The organism is Streptomyces cyaneofuscatus, from assembly GCF_000718135.1.
Lineage (GTDB): Bacteria > Actinomycetota > Actinomycetes > Streptomycetales > Streptomycetaceae > Streptomyces > Streptomyces cyaneofuscatus.
In genome coordinates this window covers 46,842-70,960 of sequence record NZ_JOEM01000024.1, presented here as the reverse complement: position 1 = coordinate 70,960, position 24,119 = coordinate 46,842, and the positions used below count along the sequence as shown (strand labels likewise).

Sequence of the window (24,119 nt, the reverse complement as noted above, 5' to 3'; positions counted from 1 at the left end):
AATCAGTCCACCTTCCTCGAATTGGCCATGGTTGGCGACCAATCCCCTGCCACAGGGTGACATGCAGCAGTCCACTACCACCACACCAGGGGGCAACACGTGTCCGACACCACCGCCCGGAGCACCACCCACCTCCCCCGGCGGCTGGTCCAGCTGTACGTCGGTCTGACGCTGTACGGGGCGAGTTCGGCGCTCCTCGTCCGCGCCGGACTCGGCCTGGAGCCGTGGGGCGTCCTGCACCAGGGCCTCACCGAGCTGACCGGCATCTCGATCGGCGTCGTCTCGATCATCGTCGGCGCGATCGTGCTGCTGCTCTGGATCCCGCTGCGCCAGCGCCCCGGGCTCGGCACCGTCTCCAACGTCTTCGTGGTCGGCCTGGCCATGGACGGCACGCTCGCCCTCGTCGGCGACCTCAACGGCTACGGGGTCCGGATCCCGGTGATGGTCCTGGGCATCGTGCTCAACGGGGTGGCGACCGGGCTCTACATCGCGGCCCGCTTCGGCCCCGGTCCGCGCGACGGGCTGATGACCGGGCTGAACCGGGTCACCGGCCGCTCCATCCGGCTGATGCGTACGGCGATCGAGGTGGCCGTCGTCGTCACCGGCTTCCTGCTGGGCGGCTCGCTCGGGGCCGGTACGGTCCTGTACGCCCTGGCGATCGGCCCGCTGGCCCAGCTCTTCCTGCGGGTCTTCGAACTCCCCGCGCCCGCCCCGGTGACCGTCACCCCGGCGCCGCCCGCCGGACCCGACCCCGTTGCCACCCCTCCATCCGGGCAGGCCATACTGCCGCAGTGAAACCGAGCCGCCACCCCTATCTGGATCACGCGACACCTCTTGCCTTCGCCCACCGCGGCGGTGCGGCGGACGGGGTGGAGAACACCGCGGCCGCCTTCCGCCGAGCGGCGACCGCGGGGTACCGCTACTTCGAGACCGACGTCCACAGCACGGCGGACGGCCGTCTCGTCGCCTTCCACGACCCGACGCTGGACCGGGTCACCGACGCCACGGGCAGGATCTCCGCGCTGCCCTGGAGCGAGGTGCGCCGGGCCAGGGTCGGGGGCACCGAACCCCTCCCCCTCTTCGAGGAGCTGCTGGAGGAGTTCCCCGAGGCCCGCTGGAACGTGGACGTCAAGGCGGAACCGGCGCTGGAACCCCTCCTGGAGCTGATCCACAGGACCGACGCCTGGGACCGGGTCTGCGTCGGCTCGTTCTCGGAGGCCCGGGTGGCCCGTGCGCACCGCCTGGCGGGCCCGCGCCTGGCCACCTCGTACGGCGTGCGCGGCGTCCTGGGACTGCGGCTGCGCTCGTACGGCATCCCGGCGCCGCTGCGCACGGGCGCGGTCTGTGCGCAGGTTCCCGAGCGGCAGGGCGGCATCCCGGTGGTCGACGCCCGTTTCGTCCGTACGGCGCACGCGCTGGGGCTCCAGGTGCACGTCTGGACGGTCAACGAGCCCCAACGGATGGCGGCCCTCCTGGACCTCGGGGTGGATGGCATCATGACCGATCACATCGAGACGCTGCGTACGGTGCTGAGCGAGCGGGGGGCCTGGGCCTGACGCCGGGCCCGTCCGCGTCCGCACGCGAGAACCGAGGGGGCGCGGGTTGAGCACCGGGACCGCAGGAACAGCCGATCCGGCCGGACGGCCGCCGGGCGACGGGACGGCCGCCGCCGCCCGCAAGCGCGAGCAGCACGGCTGGTACTTCTACGACTTCGCCTGTTCCGTCTACTCCACCAGCGTGCTGACCGTCTTCCTCGGTCCCTATCTGACGTCGATCGCCAAGGCCGCGGCCGATCCCGACGGTTTCGTGCACCCGCTGGGCATACCCGTGCGCGCGGGTTCACTGTTCGCGTACTCCGTCTCGGCCTCCATCGTGGTGGCCGTCATCCTGATGCCGATCGTCGGCGCGGCGGCGGACCGTACGGGCCGAAAGAAGCCGCTGCTGGCGGCGGCCGCCTATACAGGTGCCGCGGCTACAGCAGGGATGTTCTTCCTGGACGGCCACCGCTATCTGCTGGGCGCGTTCCTTCTCATCGTGGCGAACGCGTCGATCTCCGTGTCGATGGTCCTCTACAACGCCTATCTGCCGCAGATCGCCGAGCCGGAGGAGCGGGACGCGGTCTCCTCGCGCGGCTGGGCCTTCGGCTACACCTCGGGCGCCCTGGTCCTCGTCCTCAACCTGATCCTCTACACCGGCCACGAGTCCTTCGGCCTCGCGGAGTCCGACGCGGTGCGAATCTGCCTCGCGTCGGCGGGTGTGTGGTGGGGCGCGTTCACCCTCGTACCGCTGCGCAGGCTGCGCGACCGGCGGGTGGCACCGGACGGCGAGGGGGCGGTCGGTTCGGGCTGGAAGCAGTTGATGGCGACCCTGAAGGACATGCGGCGCCATCCGCTGACGCTCTCGTTCCTGCTCGCGTACCTCGTCTACAACGACGGCATCCAGACGGTCATCTCCCAGGCCTCCCTGTACGGCTCCGAGGAGCTGGGTCTCGACCAGACGACCCTGATCGTCGCCGTTCTGCTGGTGCAGATCCTGGCGGTGGCGGGGGCGCTCGGCATGGGCCGGCTCGCCCGGGTGTACGGCGCCAAGCGCACGATCCTGGGCTCGCTCGTCGTATGGACCGCGATCCTGGTCTCCGCCTATCTGCTGCCCGCCGACGCGCCCGTCTTCTTCTTCGTTCTCGCGGCGTTCATCGGGCTCGTGCTGGGCGGCAGCCAGGCACTGTCCCGCTCGCTCTTCTCCCACCTGGTGCCGCGCGGCAAGGAGGCGGAGTACTTCTCGGCGTACGAGATGAGCGACCGAGGTCTGAGCTGGCTGGGGCCCCTGGTGTTCGGTCTGGCGTACCAGCTGACCGGCAGCTACCGGGAGGCGATCATCTCGCTGATCGTGTTCTTCGCCCTCGGTGCGGTGCTGCTCGCGCGGGTGCCGGTACGGCGTGCGATCACCGCCGCGGGCAATCCCGTGCCGGAACGGATTTAGACGTTGAAGTCAAAGGCCGGTAGTGTACGCCTTTGGCCTGCCCGGAGGACCGTTACTGCGAGTGGAAGCAGCTCAACCGTTGGGTGACAACACCCTCCAGAGGTGACAAACCGGGCAAGGGTGGGTACTCAACCCAGATACAGCAGCGGCACGAACGGGCGACGCATGACCGGCGACGGGAATCTTTGCCAGCGACCGGACGTTGACCGGATGACGACGACAGCGACATTTTGTCCTGTGGGCGACAAGCCCGGGAGGCACGATTCATGAGTGAGCGAGCTCTTCGCGGCACGCGACTTGTGGTTACCAGCTACGAGACGGACCGCGGCATCGATCTGGCCCCGCGCCAGGCGGTGGAGTACGCATGCCAGAACGGACATCGATTCGAGATGCCGTTCTCGGTGGAGGCGGAAATTCCGCCGGAGTGGGAGTGCAAGGCGTGCGGCGCCCAGGCACTCCTGGTGGACGGGGATGGCCCCGAGGAGAAGAAGGGCAAGCCTGCGCGTACGCACTGGGACATGCTCATGGAGCGGCGCACGCGTGAGGAGCTCGAGGAGGTGCTGGCCGAGAGGCTGGCGGTTCTGCGCTCCGGAGCCATGAACATCGCCGTGCACCCGCGGGACAGCAGGAAGTCTGCCTGACCGCGTAGCACACCGCACTCCGCGTAACCATCGCATCGAGCGCGACAACAGCACAGCACAAGAGCCGCGGGCCGTGACACAGAACGTGTGTCACGGCCCGCGGCTCTTTTCCCTGTCCGGCGCCGGCCCGCCCGGGCCTCAGGGCGTGAGCGGCGGGCGCGGGCCCCGGGGGTCGTCGTCGGGGCCGGAGGGGCGGGAAGGGGGCTGCGTGCCGTCCTCGCGGATGACCTCCCCCTGGACGACCTTTCCGTCCGGCCGGTGCATACGGGCCTGCTGGAAGGCGTCCGAGAGGCTGCCGGGGGAAGCGGCCCGCATCCGGCGCTCCAGGGACCGTTCCGCCCTGCGGCTGATCAGGGCGCGGACGGGCGGGATGAGCAGGAGGAGACCGGCCGCGTCCGACATGAGGCCGGGGATCAGGAGCAGCAGTCCGCCGAGCATCAGCAGGCCGTTGCCCTGGGAGGCCTTTCCGCCGGTGACCTGCGGGGCCTCGGTGGCGCCGGGCTGCCCCGGCATCTGCTGGAGGGTCTCGGTGAGGTTCTTGAAGGCGCGGCGCCCGGCGCGCTTGATCACCACGGTGCCGAGCACCGCCCCGGCGACCAGGAGCAGCAGGACGGTGAGCCCGCCGGCGGCCGAGGCGACCACGGTCAGCAGCCAGATCTCCAGGACCAGCCAGGCGGCGAGGGCCAACGGCAGGAATCTACGGGCGCGTGAGCGCCGGGGACGGGTCGGGGGCGGAGTGCCGGTCGTCATGCCACCAGTGTGCCCGTACGGAGGTGGAAGCGGCGTAAGGGGGTGATCATGGACCGGCCCCGAACGCGCCGGGAGGTCAGGGTTTCTTACGGCCCAGGACCTTGTTGGCGCGGGAGGTGACGCCCCAGCCGGTGACCCGCCACAGCGCCTCGACGAGGATGTCCCGGCTCATCTTGGAGTCGCCGACCTCGCGGTCCACGAAGGTGATGGGGACCTCGACCACGTGGTAGCCGGCCTCGACCGAGCGGCGGGCCAGGTCGACCTGGAAGCAGTACCCCTGGGAGGCGACCTCGTCGAGTCCGAGGCCCTGGAGGGTCTCGGTCCGGAAGGCGCGGTAGCCGCCGGTGACGTCGCGGACCGAGAGGCCGAGGGCGAGGCGGGAGTAGAGGCTGCCGCCCCGCGAGATGACCTCGCGGCTCTTGGGCCAGTTGACGACCCGGCCGCCGGGCACCCAGCGGGAGCCGAGGACGAGGTCGGCGCCCTTGAGCGCGGTGAGCAGCCTGGGCAGCTCCTCCGGCTGGTGGGAGCCGTCGGCGTCCATCTCGACGAGGACGCCGTAGCCGTGCTCGGTGCCCCAGGCGAAGCCCGCGAGGTAGGCGGCGCCGAGCCCTTCCTTGCCCTTGCGGTGCAGGACGTGGACCTGCTCGTCGGCGGCCGCGATCTCGTCGGCCGCCTTTCCGGTGCCGTCGGGGCTGTTGTCGTCGGCCACCAGGATGTCGGCATCCGGCACGGCCGTGCGCACCCGGTCGACGATCGGCCTGATGTTCTCGACCTCGTTGTAGGTCGGAATGATCACCAGGACCTTGCCGAGCGGGCCGAACTGCCTCTGACCGCCGTCGTTCACTACTGCCCCTTAAAGTCCGTACACAGGGGGACACCATATCCAGCGCACCGCCCCGGGGCTCCTACGCGGTCGCGCGGGCGCGTGGCACAGGCCGGGCAGATGGACGGAACTGCGGACAGAAGCACGTGACGGCACGTGCGGAACTGCGGATCGGGGCCCGGCGCCCTTCGGGCCGACCTGGGACCCGCTGGCTGCGGGTCGACCGAAAGCCGTTGTCTACTGAACGTCCGGGCCCCACCCGGGTCGCACCCTCCGTCCGGCTGAAACCTTCCCTCGCCCCCGAGGCGCGGGCGCTGAACCTGGCTGTCAGTGATGGTGGGCCGGTGCGGCACACCACCCCATGACCCAGCGGCGTTCGACGACTGCGTGGAGGTTTAACCGGTCGGACGTCCTGTGGTGGACCCGGCCGAACCTACCGGCCCGTGGGCGCGTTCTGTCAACACCCGTGCGACCTGGGCCTTTTGCCCAAATTGCCTGGTCAGTGCCCGGGATGCGCAGGTCGGGAACGCGTGCCCGAGCCATCGATCGGCGGTACGGAATCCTCCGACGTCACTCGTTCGGTCGCACGTAGACCGGGTGCCCGGAGACCACTGTCCGCAGGCAGACCGGCAGTTCGGCGCCGGGGGTCAGATCCGGCAGCCCGGGCGTGCCGGAGCGGGGATCGGTGGACCAGCGGGCGACCCGGTCGTCGGGGGCCTGGACCAGGAGTTCGGCGGTCCGCCAGACGGCGTAGTCGGCGGGTGCCCCCGGCACCAGGAGCCCGGCGTCGTCGCGGCCGATGGCCCGCCAGCCGCCCCGGGTGTGCGCGGTGAAGCCGGCCCGGACGGAGATGCGGTGCTCCGGGGTGCGGTGGTGGGCGGCGGCCCGGACGGTGCCCCAGGGGTCGAGCGGGGTGACCGGGCTGTCGGAGCCGAAGGCGAGCGGTACTCCGGCGCGCAGGAGTGCGGCGTACGGGTTCAGGGTGGCGGACCGCTCGGCGCCTAGGCGCTGGGCGTACATGCCCTCGGGGCCGCCCCAGGCGGCGTCGAAGGCGGGCTGGACGGAGGCGGTGAGCCCCAGCTCGGCGAAGGCGGCGATCGTCTCGGGGGTGAGCATCTCGGCGTGCTCGACCCGGTGGCGGGCGGCACGGATCCTGGCCAGGCCGAGCCTCTCGGCGGCGGCCCGTACGCCCTCCACGACGGCGGTGACGGCCGCGTCGCCGATGGCGTGGAAGCCCGCCTGGAGGCCGGCCTCGGTGCAGGCGGTGACATGGGCGGCGATGCGGGCGGCGTCCAGGTGGGCCGTGCCGGTCTGCGGGTCGTCGGCGTACGGCTCGTGCAGGCAGGCGGTGTGGGAGCCGAGGGAGCCGTCCACGAAGAGGTCGCCGGCCGCGCCGATCGCGCCGAGCTCCCGGATGCGGCGGGCGCCCTTCTCGTCGGCGATCTCCTCGGCCCAGAGGCCGAAGACCCGGGGTCCGGGCCGCTCGGCGGCGAGCGCCAGGAGGGAGGTGAAGTCCTCCTCGTCGGAGATCTGGGGTCCGGCGCACTCGTGGAGGGTGCCGATGCCGAGGGAGGCGGCGTGGTCGAGCGCGGCGCGCTGGGCGGCGGTGCGCTGCGCGGGGGTGAGCGCGGCGTGCGCGGCGGCGCGTACGGCGTGGTGGGCGTCGCCGGTCAGCGGCGCGTCGGAGTGGTATCCGGCCATCCCGGTGACGCCCGGGACGAGGTCCAGCAGGGCGGTGGTGACGACGGCGGAGTGCACGTCGATCCGGGGCAGGTACAGGGCGCGGCCGCCGGACGCCTCGTCGAGCTCGGCGCGCGAGGGGTGGCGCTGTTCGGGCCACCGCGCGGCGTCCCAGCCGTGGCCGAGCAGGACGTCGGCGGCGGCGTGCCGGTTCGCGAACGCACGGACGAGGCCGAGGGCTTCGGGGAGCGTACGGGCGCCGGAGAGGTCGAGCCCGGTGAGGGCCAGGCCGGTCGCGGTGGTGTGGACGTGGGCGTCGGTGAACGCGGGGGTGACCAGGGCGCCCTCCAGGTCGACGACTTCGTCGACGCCGCTCGCGAAGGCGTCGGCGGCCCCTTCGGAGCCCACCCAGGCGACGTGCCCGCGCTCCACGACCATCGCGGTGGCGAACGGGTCGGCCGGGCTGTGGACGTCTCCCCCGCGCAGCAGCAGGGTGCGGTGTTCGGGGGCGCTCTGGGGGGCGGTGCTCTGGGTCATGGGACCAGTCTCGCGCCTGCCGGGTTCCGGCAGGCCCGCGGCCCCCTCAGACGCGCGGGGGCCGCGCCTCGTACGGGGTGGACAGGACCACGGTCGTCCGGGTCGAGACGCCCGCCAGCGTACGGATCCTGGTGAGCAGGTGCTCCAGCTCCAGCGGGGTCGCCACCCGCACCTTGAGGATGTAGTTCTCGTCCCCGGCGACGCTGTGACAGGCCTCCAGCTCCGGCACCCCGGCGAGCCGCTCCGCGATGTCGTCGGGCGCGCTGGGGTCGAACGGCTTCACCGAGATGAACGCGGTGAGGGGCAGCCCGACGGCCTCGGGGTCGACGACGGCGGCATAACCGCGGATCACCCCGCGCTGCTCCAGCCGGCGAACGCGCTGATGAACGGCCGAGGTGGACAGGCCGGTGGCCTTGCCCAGGTCGGTGTAGCTCATCCGCCCGTCCTTGACGAGCAACTCCACAATCTGACGGTCCAGCTCCTCCATGCGGATCAACCTATGGCCCCGGGTGCCTGTCGGCACAGTCGCGCGGGTCACGGAACGGCACCTGCGGGGGGCATGTGACGAACACCACAGACCTACGGGTCGGTAAGGGGCCCCCTCGCGGTTATCGGCCGCGGGCGGCGGGAAGTGCTTGCTGTGGTCGTGGCCGTGGCGCTGTGCCGGCCCACCCGAGGGGGGAAGATCCCATGCAGAGCATGAAGCTCACCGGACGTACCGAACCGGAGCCTGTCGATCCCGACGAGGACGACGGCGCCGATGTGTACGACATGTTCGAGATGTTCCGGGTGGTCTGCCCGGACTGCGCCCAGCCGATCGCACTGCTGGCCGACGAGGACGTCCTGCCGGAGCACGCCCGGTGCCCCACCCCGTGGAACCCGTTCGTGCTGACCGTCTGCTCCGGCACCGGCCGCGTCGCGGCGGATGCCCGGCCCGCCGACGAGACGCTGGAGCCCCAGGAGCAGGAGGCGGCGCTGCTGCTGACGCTGCCCCAGGGGCTCGACTGGCGGATGCAGCCCTTCTCCCATGCCGGCGGCCCCGGCTCCCGGCCGCTGCGGGTGGACCGGATGCGGCGCGAGGCCGCCTGAGCCGCGGCCCGCGGCCGTAGGACGTTTCCGGGCGGGTGCCCTCCCGTGGGCACCCGCCGAACTGGCACTCGGTTCGCGGCGGCAGTGACCCGGGCCCGCCCCGGGACGTTGACCCCGTATGACGACGCTGCATTCACCAGTCGGCTCGGGGCGCCGCCGTCTCGCTCCCCCGGCGCCCGAAGAATCGGTTCGGCAGCCGCAGCCGCTGCCCCGGTCGACGGGGAACTCCCCGATGGCCTCCCCCGTCGACCCGCCCATCTACAGCGCCCTGCTGCGGGACTGGCGCGGGAGCGGCCGGACCGTACCGGGCTACCGCGACCAGGAGTGGAACCAGGCCGCCGCGCTCCCCGCCTGGTGCGACCGCCCCTCAGCGGGTGTCGGACACCCCCTGAGGGTCAGCGGGTCTCCGGACCCGCGAGGTGACGGGCGATGACCATGCGCTGGATCTGATTGGTGCCTTCCACGATCTGGAGCACCTTGGCCTCACGCATCAGCCGCTCGACCGGGAAGTCGAGGGTGTAGCCGTAGCCGCCGAGCACCTGGACGGCGTCGGTGGTCACGCGCATGGCCGCGTCCGTGCAGAAGAGCTTCGCCATGGCCGCCTGGCGGGAGAACGTCTCTCCCGCGTCGCGCAGCCGTGCCGCCTCCAGGTAGAGCGCCCGGCCGGCCTCGATCTGGGTGGCCATGTCGGCGAGCATGAAGCGCAGCCCCTGGAAGTCCGCGATGGGACGGCCGAACTGGCGCCGGTCGGTGGCGTACCGCACGGCCTCGTCCAGGGCCGCCTGGGCGACCCCGATCGCGCAGGCGGCGATGCCCAGGCGCCCGGAGTCGAGCGCGGACAGGGCGATGGCGAAGCCCTGGCCCTCGGCGCCGATGCGGCGGTCGTCACCGACCCGTACTCCGTCGAAGTTGAGCTGGGCCGTGGGCGAGCCCTTCATCCCCATCTTCTTCTCGGGGAGCGCGGCGTTCAGCCCGTCGGCGTCGCCGGGGACGAGGAAGGCCGTGATGCCGCGGGGGCCGTCCACACCGGTGCGGGCGAGCACGGTGTAGAAGTCGGCGACGCCGCCGTGGGTGATCCACGCCTTGGTGCCGGTGATGACCCAGTCCTCGCCGTCGCGTACGGCCTTGGTACGGAGGGACGCGGCATCGGAGCCGGAGGCGGGCTCGGAGAGGCAGTAGGCGCCCAGCAGTCCGCCGGAGAGCATCGCCGGGAGGTGCGCGGCCTGCTGCTCCTCGGTTCCGTAACCGGCGAGCGCGTGGCAGGCCAGGGAGTGGACGCTGACGCCGAGGCCGACGGTGAGGCGGGCCGCGGCCAGCTCCTCCAGCACCTGGAGGTAGACCTCGTAGGGCTGTTCGCCGCCGCCGTGGGCGGAGCCGTAGGGAAGTGCGAGGAGGCCGGATTCGGAGAGGAGGGTGAAGACCTCGCGCGGGAAGTGGCCCGCGTCCTCCTCCTCGGCCGCCCGGGGGGCGATCTCCTTGGACACGATGTCGCGGACGAGCGCGACGAGCTGCCGGGACTCCTCGGTGGGCAGACGGCGTTCCACCGGCTGCGGGGCACGGTCGGACATGACGGCGCTCTCCTCCCTGTCGGGCGTTGCGACGGTCGCGCGCTCGGGGTGTGAGAGGCGCCGCCGGGTGATCTCCCGGAACGGAGCCGGGAAAAGCAGACTGCCCAGCCGATCCTGCCCTCCCGGGTCTCGGGGGGCGCGGGTCAGCGGCTGTGGCGGGTTGAGTATGCCCGATCGGATGCCTCCCGTCACGGGGTGACGGGCTGGTCGGAGGGGTGGAAGCGGTCCGCGAAGATCCGCGAATTGGTCCGAACCATTGACCCAACTGGTCTAGTCCTTCTACGGTTCCAGCGAACGCCTTACCGCGTTCATGCCAAACCGGGCGCGTACGGCCCGGTGTTCGGCCCGCACCCCCTACGCACCAGCCCTCCCCCACGAGGAGCCACGATGCTCACACTGCACCGTCCCCGCGCCCGGCTCCGGGCGCTCGCCGCGGCCGCCTGTACGGCGGCGCTCGGCGCCACCCTGCTCGGCGTCGCGGGCATGTCCCCGGCCGGCGCGGCCCCCGCCGCGCAGCCTCCCGCGGCCCCCGCCGCCGAGGCCGCCCCCACAGCGGCCGGCGACAAGGTGATCGGATACTTCACCAACTGGGGCACGTACGACCGCAATTACCACGTCAAGAACATCGTGACGTCAGGTTCGGCGGACAAGCTCACCCACATCAACTACGCCTTCGGCAACGTGCAGAACGGCAAGTGCACGATCGGCGACTCCTACGCCGACTACGAGAAGGCCTACACGGCCGAGGAGTCCGTCGACGGGGTCGCCGACACCTGGGACCAGGAACTGCGCGGCAACTTCAACCAGTTGCGCAAGCTGAAGGAGCTCCACCCGGACATCAAGATCCTCTGGTCGTTCGGCGGCTGGAGCTGGTCGGGCGGGTTCGGTGAGGCCGCGCAGAACCCCGCCGCGTTCGCGAAGTCCTGCTACGACCTGGTGGAGGACCCGCGGTGGGCCGATGTCTTCGACGGCATCGACATCGACTGGGAGTACCCCAACGCCTGCGGTCTGACCTGTGACACGAGCGGCCGGGACGCCTACGGCGAGCTGCTCGGCGAGCTGCGCAAGTCCTTCGGGAACGACAACCTGATCACCTCGGCGATCACCGCGGACGGCTCCGACGGCGGCAAGATCGACGCGGTGGACTACGCGGGCGCGGCGCAGCACCTCGACTGGTACCTGCCGATGACGTACGACTTCTTCGGCGCGTTCGCGGCGCAGGGCCCCACGGCCCCGCACTCCCCGCTGACCTCCTACCCGGGCATCCCGACGGAGGGCTTCAACTCCGACGCGGCGATCTCCAAGCTGAAGTCGCTGGGCATCCCGTCGGAGAAGCTGCTGCTCGGCATCGGCTTCTACGGCCGGGGCTGGACGGGCGTCACCCAGACCGAGCCGGGCGGCAGCGCGACCGGCGCGGCGAAGGGCACGTACGAGGACGGCATCGAGGACTACAAGGTCCTGAAGGGCAGCTGCCCCGTCTCGGGCACGGTGGCCGGTACGGCGTACGCCCACTGCGGGAACGACTGGTGGAGCTACGACACCCCGGAGACCATCGGCACCAAGATGGACTACAAGAACGAACAGGGCCTGGGAGGCACGTTCTTCTGGGAGCTGAGCGGTGACACCACGAACGGCGAACTGATCAAGGCGATCAGCTAGGAGCCGTCACGCGGAGTGCGGGGGCGGGGTGCCGGACAGGCGCCCCGCCCCTTCGGCGTCCTCGGCGTCCTCGCGCCGGAGCCGCACATGAAGGTTGCGTTGCCAGGTCCGGGAAGTGATTGACGCTCTTCCGGCGGCCTCCGTACGTTACGGCCAGACCGGCTCCGTACCGCTGCCTCTTGCTGCACAGGGAACCCCATCGTGGCCACCGCCCGTACGCCTCTCGCCGTCCTGGACCTCGTGCCGGTCTCCACCGGATCGAGCGCCGGACAGGCGTTACGCAACAGTCTCGACCTGGCCCGCCGGGCCGAGCAACTCGGCTACAGCCGCTACTGGTTCGCCGAGCACCACCTCAACCCCGGGGTCGCGGGCACCTCGCCGGCCGTGCTGCTGGCGCTCGCCGCGGCGGTGACGTCGGACATCCGGCTCGGCTCCGGAGCGCTCCAACTCGGGCACCGTACGGCCCTGTCGGCGGTGGAGGAGTTCGGACTGCTGGACGCGGTGCACCCGGGCCGCTTCGACCTGGGGCTCGGGCGCTCGGGCGGGCCGGCGGAGAGGGGTACGCCGGTGGCGGACGGGGCGGCGGAGGCGGCGGCCACTATCGACGGACGCGCCCCCAACGGGCTGCTCGTACCGGAGCGTTACTCCAACGAGCACCTGCTGCGCTCACCGCGCCTCGCCCTGCACCGGAAGCTGCTCCAGCTGCCGGGCGCCGAGTCGCAGGCGTACGACGAGCAAGTGGACGACATCCTGGCCCTGTTGGCGGGCACCTACGCACCCGACGCGGGGTTCGAGACGCAGGTGGTGCCAGGGGAAGGCGCCGCGCTGCAACTGTGGGTCCTGGGCAGCAGCGCCGGTATCAGCGCGCAGGTGGCCGGTGCCAACGGCCTCCGCTTCGCGGCCAATTACCACGTCAGCCCGGGCACGGTGCTGGAGGCCGTCGAGGGGTACCGGCAGGCGTTCAAGCCCTCGGCCGGACTGGACCGGCCCTATGTGAGCGTCTCCGCCGATGTCGTGGTCGCCGAGGACGAGGGCACCGCCCGCGAACTGGCCACCGGATACGGCCTGTGGGTGCGCAGCATCCGCAGCGGCGAGGGCGCCATCGCGTTCCCGACGCCGGAGGAGGCCCGCCACCACATCTGGAGCGAGGAGGACCGGGCGCTGGTCGCGGACCGCACCGCGACCCAGTTCATCGGCACGGCACCCCAGGTGGCCGAGCAGCTGCGGACCCTGCGGGACGCCACGGGGGCGGACGAGCTGATCGTCACGACGATCACGCACGGCCACGCCGACCGGGTGCGCAGCTTCGAGCTGCTCGCCGCGGAATGGGACCTCACGGCCGGGTGAGGGGCGCACGGCCGGGTGAGGGGCGCACGGCCGGTCCGGGGTCTGCGGTGCGTCCGGTGGGCCTCCCCTGAGGGGCGGAGGCCCACCGGGAGCGGCATGGGTCAGTGCCTGCCCCACCCGGGGCGGGAGGTCGTCCCGTCCAGGGTCAGTTCGAACTGGTCGTAGCGGGCCATGAGGTCGAGCAGCTCGTCCTCGGTGGGCCGGTTCCCGTCCGCGTACAGCTCGGCCAGTCCCCGGAAGTACTCCTCGCGGTTGATGGCGGGCGTGAAGATGATCAGCATGGTCGCCTGGTCCTGATAAGGGTTGCGGAACCCGTGCGACATGTTCTCGGGGACGTTCACGTAGGTGCCCGGTGGCGCGGCGAACGTCTCCCCGTCCAGGTGCAGTTCGACGACACCGTCCAGGACGTAGAAGGCTTCGAGCTGTTCGCGGTGGATGTGCGGCGAGGCGCCCGGGGCGCCCGGCTCCATGCGGTGCTCGAAGAGGCCGAGGCGGTCGTCGGTCTCATGGCCGACGGCCTTGAACGTGGTCTTCGTGGTCGTGCCTATCTGCACCGCTTCGCCTTCACCGGGCAGCAGTATGCGGGGAAGCATGGTCATCCGGACTCACTCCTCAATCTTCGCGACGGTTTCGGTGTCCCGCGCCTGGCCGGCCGACTCCTCGTCGGCGGCGGCCTCCAGCAGGGACAGATATCTCTCGCCGGTGTCGGGGAAGACCGTGACGATGGTCTTGCCGGCGTGGTCGGGCCGCTCGGCCAGGAGGCGGCAGGCGTGGGCCGCGGCTCCGGAGGAGACGCCCACCAGGAGGCCGAACGTGCGGGCCAGGAAACGTGCGGTGGAGAAGGCCTCGTCGTCGGAGACGGTGACGACCTCGTCGATCACCCCGACATCCGTCGTGTCGGCGACGAACCCGCCGTTGAGCCCCGGGATGCGGTGCAGGCCGCCCCAGCCCTCGCTGAGGACGGGAGAGCGCACCGGCTCGACCGCGACCACCCTGAGGTCCGGGTTCCGCTCCTTGAGGTAGCGGGCGGTGCCGCTCAGGGTGCCTCCGGTACCGACGCCGCAGACCAGGACGTCCACCGTGCCCTCGGTGTCGTTCCAGATCTCCGGTCCGGTGGTGGCGTAGTGCGCGGCTACGTTGTCCGGGTTCTCGTGCTGGCAGGCGAACCAGGACCCCGGCCGCTCGCGGTGGATCTCCTGGGCCTTCTCGATCGCCGCCGTGTAGCCCTGCTCGTGGGGGGTCCGGACGACCTCCGCGCCGAACGCGCGCAGCAACTGGACCCGTTCGTTGGTGGCGTTGTCCGGGAGCACGATGACGCAGGTGTAGCCCCGGGCGGCGCACAGGGCGGCGAGCGAGATACCGGTGTTCCCCGAGGTGGCCTCCACGACGGTGGAGCGGCCGGGGATCAGTTCACCGCGTTTCTCGGCCGCCTCCAGCATGTACAGCCCGGTGCGGTCCTTCACGCTGGAGAGGGGGTTCGCCATTTCCAGCTTGGCGTAGACGGTCGTGCCGGAGGCCGTCCCGCCCAGGTCGAGCCGGATGGTGGGGGTGGAACCGATCAGATCGTCCAGCGACGATGCGGGCCTGCGTCGGTCCGGGACGGGCATGGGCTTCTCCGTTTCGGTGGATCGGGTCGCCCCGGCGCGGGTCACCGGGGGCGGGGCACCAGGAGCGTTCACCCCGGCGCGGGGCACCAGGAACGGTCACCCGGAGGGATCACCAGGACCGGGTCACCAGGAGGGGAAGAGGACGGACACCTCCCTCGTCCCTCGCGGCGGGTGGGGCCGCTGCGGGGTGCGGAGCGGGCGTGGCACGGCGGCCATCGGTGCCAGCACCCGGGAGTGGCTCGGCACATCGCGGACGACCAGGGCCTGGGCGCCGACGACGGTGTCGTGCCCGACGGTGATCGGCCCGAGCAGGGTGGCGTTGGCGCCGATCACCACCCGGTCGCCCACCTCGGGGTGGCGGCGCGCGTCCCGCGGCCGGGCCTCGTCGTGCCACCAGCCGACCGAGCCCAGCGTGACCTGGTGGAAGACCGTGACGTCGTCGCCGACGACGGCGGTCTCGCCGATCACCACTCCCGCGCCGTGGTCGACGAAGAAGCCGCGGCCGATCCGGGCACCGGGGTGGATCTCGATCCCGCCCGACGCCAGCCGCGCGGCGACGGAGACGAGCCGCGCGGTGCGGCGCAGCCCCCGCCGGTGCAGCCGGTGCGCGACGCGGTGGCCCCAGACGGCGGGGACGGCGGGGTGCAGGAGGGCCTCGGTGCGCGAGTGCACCGACGGGTCGCGTGACCTGATCATGTCGAGGTCGCCGACCGCCCGGCGGTAGAGCCCGGGCGGGCTCACCGCGGTTCCTCCGCGCCGCTCCGGCGGCTGCCCGCGACCGGCTCGGCCGCCGCGGCTCCGGTCTCGGCTTCGGAGGCCGCCGACGGAGCCGCCGGCGCGGGTTCCTTGGAGCGGAGCTGCCGCAGCCGGTTCTCCGCGTACGCCACACCCGCGAGCACGACCAGGCCGCCGACCAGCAGGTTCCAGGTGACGGACTCGCCGAGCGCCACCACGCCGATGAGCACGGAGGCGACCGGGACCACGTAGTTCACGGCCGACGCGGTGGTGGCGCCGACGTCGCCGATGAGCCGGAAGTACAGCACGTACGCCAGGCCGGTGCTGAACAGGCCGAGCGCGACGATGCTGAGCGTCACCTTGAGGGTGAACTCCGGGGTGTGCCAGGTGAGGAAGGGGGTGACGACGGCCTGCAGCACGGTCGCGGCCAGGAGCTGGGAGGCCGCGGCGGCCATCGGGGCGAGACCGAGCGGGGAGAGGAACTTGCGTACGTAGACGAAGCCGCACGCGTAACTGAGTGCGGCGCCGAGGCAGGCGAGCTGGCCGCCGAAGGAGCCGAGGGCGTCGGTCCACGGCCCGATCAGGACCACCACACCGGCGAATCCGATGAGGAGGCCGAGCACCTTGCGCCGGGTCGCCCGCTCGGTGGGCAGCGCCGCGGCCGCGATCGTCAGGGTCAGCAGCGGGGTCGCCCCGATGAGGACGCCCGCGATCCCGGCCCCGGTGGTCTGTTCGCCGTAGGAGAGCAGCAGGAACGGGATGACGTTGCCGAAGAGGGCCGCGGCGGCGACATGGCCCCAGACGCCGGCGGACCGGGGAAGGCCGATCTTGCGGAACGCGACGATGGCGAGCAGCACGGCGGCGCCGAGCACCAGTCGGCTGAGCACGAGCTGACCGGGGGTCAGCCCGTCCAGGGACACCTTGATGAAGGTGAAGCTGCCTCCCCACAGAAATGCCAGCAGCAGGAACCGGCCGACGGTTGCGTTCTTCATGCACCCTCCCTTTGGGATACGGAATTCATTCGTGTTTCACCGAACACCTCAGTAGTTCGGTGTCTTGTGCAGCAGGTCCTTTCGCTGCACTATCTCCGGCAGGTAGACGCGTTCGTTCCACACCTCTTTCTCCACCGGTTCGAGGGCGACCGATATCACTCCCTCGTCGCAGCGGAAGGCGCTTTTCACCGCCCTGGTGACCGCCTCCACCAGCTCCGAACGCTGGTCCTCGCTGAGGGGGACGGGGAAGAATTTGATGTTGACGTGCGGCACGACGGTTTCCTCTTTCCTCGCGGAGATACGGTGGCGGATCTGCTGGACCAGTTCCTTCAGTCCGGGGCTTCTGAGCATGGTGTAGTGCCCGCTCGAAAGTTCGACCACATCGGGCTCCACCTCGGAATATCCCTGGCTGCTCTCGATGAACGAATAGTCGTCACCGCGCGCCTTGAAGATCGTGACCGGTGCCTTGATCCTCCGTTCCCGGAGTTCCTCGAAGGTGTAGCGGAGGGAGAAGGTGCGGCGGACCACCTGGATGATTCTCTTCACCAGTTCGGTGTCGAGGTCCGGCCGTTCCGCACGGATGAATTCCGTGAAGCTGTCGTCGTCCTCGGCGTACGCCACGCAGGCGTCCGCCTCCTCGCCGGTGATGGTGCCGGCGAAGACGGAGTGGAGGATGCGCACATACGCCTTGTTGGTGTAGACGGGGTCGTCGCCGTGCGCGAGGGAGTCGGCGTTCGTCTGCGGGATGACGGGGGATCCGGGGGCCAGCAGGAAGAGGTTCTCGACCGTCCCGCCCGCCTGCTCGATCTGGTGGGCGGCCTCGAAGGCCACGCGGGCGCCGAAGGAGTACCCCCATAACGTGTACGGGCCCGTTCTCTGCAGCCGCCGGATGGCACGCACATCCGCGGCGGCCATCTCCTGGATGGTGGCGTAAGGGATTTCCCCCGGGTTGATTCCGTAGGACTGCACTCCGTGGAACGGGCGGCCGATGTCCAGTTCCCCGGCGAGGAACCGCAGGTTCATGGTGTAGCCGCCGAGGCCCGGCCAGCAGAACACCGGATTTCCGGTGCTTTCGGAATGGAGGCGCACGAGCCGCGAGGCGGGTTCGGTGTCGGTGCTTTCGAGCGCGAGGGCGAGTTTCTCGACGGTCGGCGACTCGAACAGGATCTGGAGCGGCAGCGAGCTCCCGAACTCCCGGTTGATCCTGTTGACGAGGCCGACGGCCAGGAGGGAATTTCCGCCGGAGGCGAAGAAGTCGTCGTGCACCGAGGTGCCGTCGCGCTTCATCACCTTCTCCCAGATGTCCCGGACCCGCTCCTCGGTCCTCGTCCGGGGTGCGACGAAGACGCGATCGGTGGTCGCGGCGGCGATCCGCTCCGAGGACGCGAGCGCCTTCGCATCGATCTTTCCGTTGGCGGAGAGGGGAAGTGCGTCCATGACGACGACCCGGTTCGGCATCATGTAGTCGGGCAGAAAGCGGCTGAGATCCTCCCGGACGATCTCCGCCGGCCCCTTCATGTGCACGATGTCCTCGCGCATTCCCTCGCTGCGCAGCTGCCCCTCGCTGATGCGCCCGCCCACGGAGAAGTACGACGCTCCGGCCTTCTCCCCCAGAGCCCCGAGAATGCCCGTCATCCTGACCGCGGCCGGCAGGTCGTGTCCGGTCTTCGAGCTGTATCCGGCGGACATCAGCCCGATGTGGAGGTCGTTCATCTGGAGGTGCTGGAGCGCCCGGCCGAGATCGATGTAGTCGAGCCACGTCTCCCGTGCGCGGCTGATGACGGTGATCCCGAACGAGGACCTCTCGTACACCTGCTGATTGATCGCGATGACATGTCTCTTGTGGATCAGCGCGTCCGAGATCCGTTCGAGCCCACGGTTCCGGTACCGGTACTGGCCCTCGGGCAGACCGGCGACCTTGTCGGCGTGCGCCTGGACGTAGATCTCGGCGGGGGGTCCGGGGCGTACGGCGGTGAGCGGGAGCACCTCGAACGTCCCGAGGTAGAAGTCCTCGTCGGCGCAGTCCAGCCGGTCCAGGGTGGCCGGTTCGTACGTCCCTGTCGCCAGGCCGAGTCCGTAGGCGGGGAGCACCCGGTCGAAGAGACCGGCCATGTGGCCCGCCTCTATCTCCAGGACCTCGGCGATGTTGTTCTTGTAGACGGGCTCGATGGCCCGGCGCTTTCCCACGAAGTGCAGCCTGATCCGCGCCGCCGCCCCCGGGGTCTCCGGCTTCGGGCTGATCAGGATCAGCCGGTGCTCCACCGGGTGGTAGTAGTGGAATCCGGGGCGCAGGAAGGGGATGCCGTCGGCTTCCAGGTAGAGCTGGGTCGCGTACAGGGCGCCCGGTGACGCGTAGGCGTACTTCGGCAGGAGACGTTCCTCGCTGATGAACTGCCCGAAGTTGCGCAGGAGTTCACCGAGCTCGGCCAGGTCCAGCGCGCCGACGTCCCGGGATGCCCCGGCGGGCTCGTGGGGTCCGTCGGGTCCGTCGGGTCCCGCGAGCAGGGCGAGAAGGTCGGCCGCGGTGACGTCACCGCCGTCGAAGGACCGGTAGGTCTTCCGGCCGAAGGCGAGCTGCCGCTGCTCGGGGGTGGGGACCGCGCCGGGGAGATCGACCGTCACCCTGCCGTCGGCGTCCTGGTCCTCCCGCACACCCGGATTCGCGAGCTGGGCCCTCACCTGGAGCTTGCTCTCCTTGGACTGATGGTGGGCGCCGTGACGGCCCTGGTCCATCAGCGCCGCTTCCTTGGGGCTCAGCTCGATGCAGGCGATCAGGTTCTGGAATCCGGTGGAGGTGTCCTCCTTGACGAGGACCGCGGCATTCTTGACCCAGTCGTGGGTCTCGATCGCCAGCCGTATCTCGTCCAGTTCGACCCTGAATCCGCGCAGCTTGATCTGATTGTCCGCCCGGCCGGCGAAATGGGCGGCACCGTCGTCGTCCCGGTGGGCGAGGTCTCCCGTCCGGTACAGCCTGACCGGGACGTCTTCACCGTCGACGGTGTGCTCGATGAATCTTTCCGCGGTCAGGTCCGGCCGGTTCAGATATCCGCGGGCGAGCTGGACTCCCTCGATGTGGAGCTCGCCGACTTCACCGGAACCCACCGGATTGCGGTGCTTGTCGAGAATATGGAACCGGGTTCCCCGGACCGGCCTGCCGATGGAGATGACCTGCGGGCCCTCGGCGAGCGTTCGTCGGTCGACCGTGAAAGCCGATGCGTTGACCGTGGTCTCGGTCGGCCCGTACAGATTGGTCAGCGCGCTCCCGGGCAGCGTCTCCACGAATTTCTGCGCGAGGTTCCGGGAAAGCGCTTCGCCGCCGCTGAAGACCCGGGTGAGCGAGGTGCAGGTGCGGAAGTCGTCGGTGTCCAGAAGCGCCTGCAACAGTGTGGGGACGCACTGCAGTGCGGTGACCCGGTGCCTGATGACGGTGTCGATGATTCTTTCGGGGTCGCGGTACAGGCCGGGACCGCCCACGACGACCGTGCTTCCGCAGGCGGGGGCGAGGATCTCCCACTGCGCCGCGTCGAAGCTCATCGGCGTCTTCTGCAGGACGGTGGTCGAGCGGTCCAGCACCCCGGACTCCGCCAGCCAGCGCATCTGGTTGACGATGCCGCGCTGCTCGATCATCACGCCCTTCGGCTTTCCCGTGCTGCCCGAGGTGTAGATGACGTACGCGAGATGAGCCGGCGTGAGGTCCGCGGGCACCGTCCACGCGGGCGGCGGGCCGGCGGAGGTACGGGCCGCCGCCGCGCCGGCCGGGCTGATGACCATGGTGCCGGGCGGGGCCAGCAGGGAAAGTCTCGGCCTGAGCTCCTCCGACGCGATGACCACGCGCACCCCGGAGTCCTCGATCATGTAGCGCAGGCGTTCTTCCGGGTATTCGGGCGAGAGCGGGAGGTAGGCGCCGCCCGCGAGGAGGACGCCCCAGATGCTCGTCATCAATTCGATCGACGGTTCGACGAAGATCCCGACGGAATCATCGGGAACGATCCCGAGATTCAGCAGATAATCCGCGATGACCGAACTGTGGGCGGCAAGGTCGCGGTAGCTGAGGTGCTCGTCCCCTTGAACGACAGCTGTGCGGTCGGGATGGTCCCGCACCTGCCGCAGAAGGAGATGAGGGAGGCTCTGTTCTCCGGCGGTATCACGTTCCGTCTGGTCGACGTCATTGATGGCCATGGTCTTCTTTCGCCTCGAAAGAAAAAAGGGCTCGGGAGCCACGGAATGGGTGGCCGAATCATGCCCATGTAAGGGTCTCTCACTCCGCACCTTGCATTCAACCACCCATGGGGCCATGATGCTGCAAACAGCAACCTGCACGGGGGTAAAGATGGACAGAAACGACTTTATCGGCGACACGCAGGCCGACCACCGGCTTAATGCGACCGCCATTCGTGTTTACAAATGGTCGGTTTCCCGGGGGTATGTTTCGATCGCTGAAACAATTGACCTCCTGGGGTTGACGCAGTGCGAGGCCAGGGACTCACTGGACAGCCTGGTTTCCGTACATTTGATGGAGTTACAGACAGGCTCCGAAAGAGCTGGGGACGACACGGCCCTGCGGTGGCGTGCGCTCGATCCGCAGATCGCCGCGGCCGGCCTGGCGTCGGCCGAATCCCGGCTGCGGCGGAAGGTGGCCGACCTGAGCGGCTCCCGGCGGAATCTCGACGAACTCTCCCGTGTCTACTCGATCCTCTCCACGGCCCACCGCAGCGGGGACGCGATCGAAGTCTTCGACTCGCCCGCGGAGGCGGCGCTGCTCAGCGAGGAGGCCATGACCAGATGCAGGAGCGAGGTGATCAGCGCGCAGCCGGGCGAGGTCGGCACGGCGGAAGAGGTGGGGCCGGCCACGGCGAGGGATGTCGAGTTGCTCGGCCGCGGGGTCCGGCTCCGGTTCCTGTACCGGGAGTCGTCCCTCCACCACCCGCCCACCCGCTCCCACGTCAGCAGGGTGACCGCGGCGGGAGCTCATGTGCGCACGAGCGCCGAGCTGTTCGGGCGGCTCATGGTCGTCGACCGGTCCGTTGCCTTCGTACCCCATCACCGGGTTGCCGGCGGCGCCGCCGTGGTCAGGGACCGGTCGGTGGTGACGCTGCTCTGCGAGGCGTTCGACCATGCCTGGGGACGGGCCCACGCCGTCGAGGTCGGCCGGGCGAAACCGGCGGAGCTGAGCGATCTGCACCGGACCGTTCTCCGGCTGCTCAGTGAGGGGGCGCGGGACGAGACGATCGCGCGGCGGCTCGGGGTGTCGCTGCGGACCTGCCGTAAGTACGTGGCGGAGATCTTCGAGGCGATCGGCGCGGAGAGCAGGTTCCAGGCGGGGTATCTCGCCGCGCAGCGGGGGCTGCTCAAGTGAGGCGGGCGCCGGAGGCCGCTCATGTGGTCTCGGCCTGCACGTATCTCCTGTCGTGCCAGGCGGGCACCAGGACGGCCAGGAGGAGCACGGCGGTGACGGCGAAACCCCACGGGTAGCCGGTCCGGTCGATCAGCAGTCCGAACCCGACCGCGCCCAGACCCATGCCCGCGTCGAAGGCGAGGTTCCAGACCACGCTCACCCGGCCGAATCCGGAGCGGGGGACGCGTTCGAACATGGTGGCCAGGGTCAGGTTCTGCACCGCGCCGAACCCCGCGCCGAACAGGACCATGCTCACGATCACCATCACCGGACTCTCCAGCCGTACGAGCCCCGCCGTGCCGAGGGCGACCGCGAGCACCGCGGGCAGCAGCAGCGACGAGCTCCCGTGCCGGTCGCCCCACCACCCGGCGCCCCAGCGGGCGAGGGGCGCGACGGACGCCTGGACCAGCAGGGCCACCACCGCCAGGTGGGACGGCCCGCCCAGCAGGGCGAGCGGCAGGAAGGTGACGAGGACACCGGAGGCGAACGTCGCGGCTCCCAGGATCAGCGTCGGCCGGACGAGCGACCGGTTCACCGCGGCACCGAGGGGGCCGTCCGGGGCTCCATTACGGACGCCCGGGTCCTCACTCCGGCCGCCCAGTTCCCCGTTCCGGCCGCCCGGGTCCCCCTTCCGGCCGTCCGGGTCTCCGCTCAGCCGTTCGCCCCGGGTTGCCCGCCGCGCGGGCAGCCCCGCGACGGCCGGGAGGGCCAGCAACGTCAGTGCGGCGGTCAGGAGGAAGACCGGCTCGAAGCCGAGGCGGTCGCTCAGCCAGACCCCGGCGGGCAGCCCGAGCACCGACGGGACGCCCAGGCTCACCCCGTACAGGCCCAGGCTCTCGGACCGCCGTCCGGGCGGCGCGAGTTCGGCCGCCAGTGCCGTCCCCGCGACGACGACGATGCCCAGACCCACGCCGCGCGCGAGACAGACGCCCAGCGTCAGCGGGAACGAGGACCACAGGCACAGCACCGCCGACGGGAGACCGAGCAGGAGCAGGCCCGCGCCCACCACGGCGCGGTGGCCGAACCGTGCGAGGGCCCACGGAACCGCGGGCTCCGCCAGGACCGTGGCCAGCATCATGGCGCCGGTGGTCAGCCCCGCCCCCACGCCGCCTCCGCCGGCCGTGGCCGCGTAAAGAGGAAGCACCGACAGCAGCAGGTAGAAGCCGCCCATCCCGCCGACCGAGGCCACGAGCAGCAGGAGCATCGGCCGGGTGAGCAGGCGGCTCGTGCCGGTCGCGGCCGCCGTCCGGGCTGCTCGCGCGTTCACGCTGCGGACCACGGGGGCCTCGGCATGGTCGGTCCTCCGATGACGGGTCAGGGGCCGGTGCCGTATCCGCCGCACCGCCGTCGGAGCATAGGGCACGCGCGTAGGCGCGGCGGGCGTTTCGGGAGCCGGGCAACACGGTGTTCGTACGGCGGCAACGTTCGCCGCCCGGACGGGAGATCTGCCGCTTTTCGGACAGGAATCTTTTCGGTATGCGTGCGGGAACTTTTTCGGCCACCTGGCCGACTACTGCCCCATGGGAAGAGACCGTGACGGAGACCCCCGGGTCGGAGCGCGCGAGGGGGCTGGCTACCTTGTCTCCACGCGTGCACGGGGCGGCTGGCCGACGCGAGCGGCCAGGGGCCTGCTCTGCGGCTCCGCCTGCCTGCTTCTCGGCGCCGTCAGCCATGTCGCGGCGGGCGGACGCCTGCCCGGCGCGGGGGTGCTCGCCCTCCTGTTTCTCGCGCTCAGCCTCCAGGGCGCCCTGCTCTTCGGCGGCTGGCGGCGCCGCTTCGACGTCGTGACGCTGGTGCTGGGCTCCACCCAGTTCGCCCTGCACGGCGCCTTCCACTTCCTCCCGGCGCCCGGCGGAGGCCGACACTCCGCCATGACCGCCGGACGCGAGCACCACGCGGCCGGGCCGTCCGGCGGCCACGACGGCGGGCACGCCACGGACCCCGGGATGGCCCTCGCCCATGCGGCGGCCACCCTCGGAACGGCCCTCTTCGTGATCTACGGGGAGCGGGTGCTGCGGCGCCTCGCGGCCCTGCTCGTCCCCCGCGTCGCCCTCCGGACCGCTCCTCCCCTCCCCTGCCTGCGCCGGACGCGCCCGGTGCCGCCGGTGGTCGCGCGGATCCGGTTCGGGGCGCTCCTCGCCCGGTCCTGCCTCCGGCGTGGGCCGCCGGCGGCGACTGCGGCCTGACGGGCCCCGCAGCCAGCCGCGAGCGCCGGAGGTGATCCGGCGCCCTGAGGCGTGCGTACGGGAACCGCCGGGTCGCCAACGCCACCGCGTCCCACCGCCCGGGCAGAACCCGGCCCCCACCGGCAGGTCGA

Annotated in this window: 20 protein-coding genes; 9 read left to right on the top strand and 11 right to left on the bottom strand. The window is 71.0% G+C overall.

The genetic code is table 11. The features are described from left to right. Positions 1–99 precede the first annotated feature (99 nt). The 4 genes from yczE (at position 100) to IF17_RS0131045 (ending at position 3,620) form a co-directional block, all read left to right on the top strand. Positions 100–795, top strand: a complete 696-nt coding sequence (gene yczE, locus IF17_RS0131060; protein ID WP_030573135.1) for a membrane protein YczE — start codon at positions 100–102, stop codon at positions 793–795. Further along, the gene (locus IF17_RS0131055) at positions 792–1,556 is read left to right on the top strand and encodes a glycerophosphodiester phosphodiesterase family protein (protein WP_030573134.1); all 765 of its coding nucleotides are present in this window, start codon (positions 792–794) and stop codon (positions 1,554–1,556) included. Before yczE ends, IF17_RS0131055 begins: the two co-directional genes overlap by 4 nt. 46 nt (positions 1,557–1,602) lie before the next feature. Next, positions 1,603–2,979, top strand: a complete 1,377-nt coding sequence (locus tag IF17_RS0131050; protein ID WP_030573132.1) for an MFS transporter — start codon at positions 1,603–1,605, stop codon at positions 2,977–2,979. A 266-nt stretch (positions 2,980–3,245) separates the two neighbouring features. Further along, positions 3,246–3,620: an RNA polymerase-binding protein RbpA gene (locus IF17_RS0131045; protein WP_003959706.1), complete on the top strand. Its 375-nt coding sequence runs from the start codon at positions 3,246–3,248 to the stop codon at positions 3,618–3,620. A gap of 138 nt (positions 3,621–3,758) precedes the next feature. On the opposite strand, the gene fxsA is transcribed toward IF17_RS0131045, so the two are convergent. From fxsA to IF17_RS0131025, 4 genes are all read right to left on the bottom strand, one after another. Further along, the gene (fxsA, locus tag IF17_RS0131040; protein ID WP_030573129.1) at positions 3,759–4,370 is read right to left on the bottom strand and encodes an FxsA family membrane protein; all 612 of its coding nucleotides are present in this window, start codon (positions 4,368–4,370) and stop codon (positions 3,759–3,761) included. A 76-nt stretch (positions 4,371–4,446) separates the two neighbouring features. After that, positions 4,447–5,214 (bottom strand): polyprenol monophosphomannose synthase, encoded by a 768-nt coding sequence (locus IF17_RS0131035; RefSeq protein ID WP_030573126.1) that lies wholly within the window; start codon positions 5,212–5,214, stop codon positions 4,447–4,449. 549 nt (positions 5,215–5,763) lie between these two features. After that, entirely contained in the window at positions 5,764–7,410 is a 1,647-nt protein-coding gene (locus tag IF17_RS0131030; protein ID WP_030573124.1) for an amidohydrolase, read from the bottom strand. 46 nt (positions 7,411–7,456) lie between these two features. Continuing rightward, entirely contained in the window at positions 7,457–7,897 is a 441-nt protein-coding gene (locus tag IF17_RS0131025; RefSeq protein ID WP_015607305.1) for an Lrp/AsnC family transcriptional regulator, read from the bottom strand. Positions 7,898–8,100: 203 nt separating this feature from the next. Between IF17_RS0131025 and IF17_RS0131020 the strand changes: the two genes are divergently transcribed. After that, complete coding sequence (locus tag IF17_RS0131020) at positions 8,101–8,499, top strand: hypothetical protein (RefSeq protein WP_030573122.1); 399 nt, start codon at positions 8,101–8,103, stop codon at positions 8,497–8,499. Positions 8,500–8,894: 395 nt separating this feature from the next. Here IF17_RS0131020 and IF17_RS0131015 read toward each other — a convergent pair whose 3' ends face one another. Next, positions 8,895–10,067, bottom strand: a complete 1,173-nt coding sequence (locus IF17_RS0131015; RefSeq protein ID WP_030573121.1) for an acyl-CoA dehydrogenase family protein — start codon at positions 10,065–10,067, stop codon at positions 8,895–8,897. 387 nt (positions 10,068–10,454) lie between these two features. On the opposite strand from IF17_RS0131015, the gene IF17_RS0131010 reads away from it, so the two are divergent. Both IF17_RS0131010 and IF17_RS0131005 read left to right on the top strand, forming a co-directional pair. Continuing rightward, complete coding sequence (locus IF17_RS0131010) at positions 10,455–11,726, top strand: glycoside hydrolase family 18 protein (RefSeq protein ID WP_030573118.1); 1,272 nt, start codon at positions 10,455–10,457, stop codon at positions 11,724–11,726. Between the two features lie 201 nt (positions 11,727–11,927). Further along, entirely contained in the window at positions 11,928–13,073 is a 1,146-nt protein-coding gene (locus tag IF17_RS0131005; protein WP_030573116.1) for an LLM class flavin-dependent oxidoreductase, read from the top strand. 101 nt (positions 13,074–13,174) lie between these two features. Here IF17_RS0131005 and IF17_RS0131000 read toward each other — a convergent pair whose 3' ends face one another. From IF17_RS0131000 to IF17_RS0130980, 5 genes are all read right to left on the bottom strand, one after another. After that, entirely contained in the window at positions 13,175–13,672 is a 498-nt protein-coding gene (locus IF17_RS0131000) for a cupin domain-containing protein (protein ID WP_018512512.1), read from the bottom strand. 6 nt (positions 13,673–13,678) lie between these two features. Further along, the gene (gene cysK / locus IF17_RS0130995; RefSeq protein WP_032772873.1) at positions 13,679–14,680 is read right to left on the bottom strand and encodes a cysteine synthase A; all 1,002 of its coding nucleotides are present in this window, start codon (positions 14,678–14,680) and stop codon (positions 13,679–13,681) included. Positions 14,681–14,803: 123 nt separating this feature from the next. Continuing rightward, entirely contained in the window at positions 14,804–15,421 is a 618-nt protein-coding gene (epsC, locus tag IF17_RS0130990) for a serine O-acetyltransferase EpsC (protein WP_030573112.1), read from the bottom strand. Continuing rightward, positions 15,418–16,407, bottom strand: coding sequence for a DMT family transporter (locus tag IF17_RS0130985; protein ID WP_030573110.1), 990 nt, complete (start codon positions 16,405–16,407; stop codon positions 15,418–15,420). Before IF17_RS0130985 ends, epsC begins: the two co-directional genes overlap by 4 nt. Before the next feature lie 48 nt (positions 16,408–16,455). Further along, the gene (locus tag IF17_RS0130980) at positions 16,456–20,586 is read right to left on the bottom strand and encodes an amino acid adenylation domain-containing protein (RefSeq protein ID WP_030573107.1); all 4,131 of its coding nucleotides are present in this window, start codon (positions 20,584–20,586) and stop codon (positions 16,456–16,458) included. Positions 20,587–20,920: 334 nt separating this feature from the next. Here IF17_RS0130980 and IF17_RS0130975 point away from each other — a divergent pair, with 334 nt between their 5' ends. After that, positions 20,921–21,763, top strand: coding sequence for a helix-turn-helix transcriptional regulator (locus IF17_RS0130975; protein ID WP_157851187.1), 843 nt, complete (start codon positions 20,921–20,923; stop codon positions 21,761–21,763). A 19-nt stretch (positions 21,764–21,782) separates the two neighbouring features. On the opposite strand, the gene IF17_RS0130970 is transcribed toward IF17_RS0130975, so the two are convergent. Then, the gene (locus IF17_RS0130970) at positions 21,783–23,069 is read right to left on the bottom strand and encodes an MFS transporter (protein WP_244890563.1); all 1,287 of its coding nucleotides are present in this window, start codon (positions 23,067–23,069) and stop codon (positions 21,783–21,785) included. A 253-nt stretch (positions 23,070–23,322) separates the two neighbouring features. Between IF17_RS0130970 and IF17_RS01000000136770 the strand changes: the two genes are divergently transcribed. Continuing rightward, entirely contained in the window at positions 23,323–23,988 is a 666-nt protein-coding gene (locus IF17_RS01000000136770; protein WP_030573100.1) for a hypothetical protein, read from the top strand. The last annotated feature ends 131 nt before the right edge of the window (positions 23,989–24,119 follow it).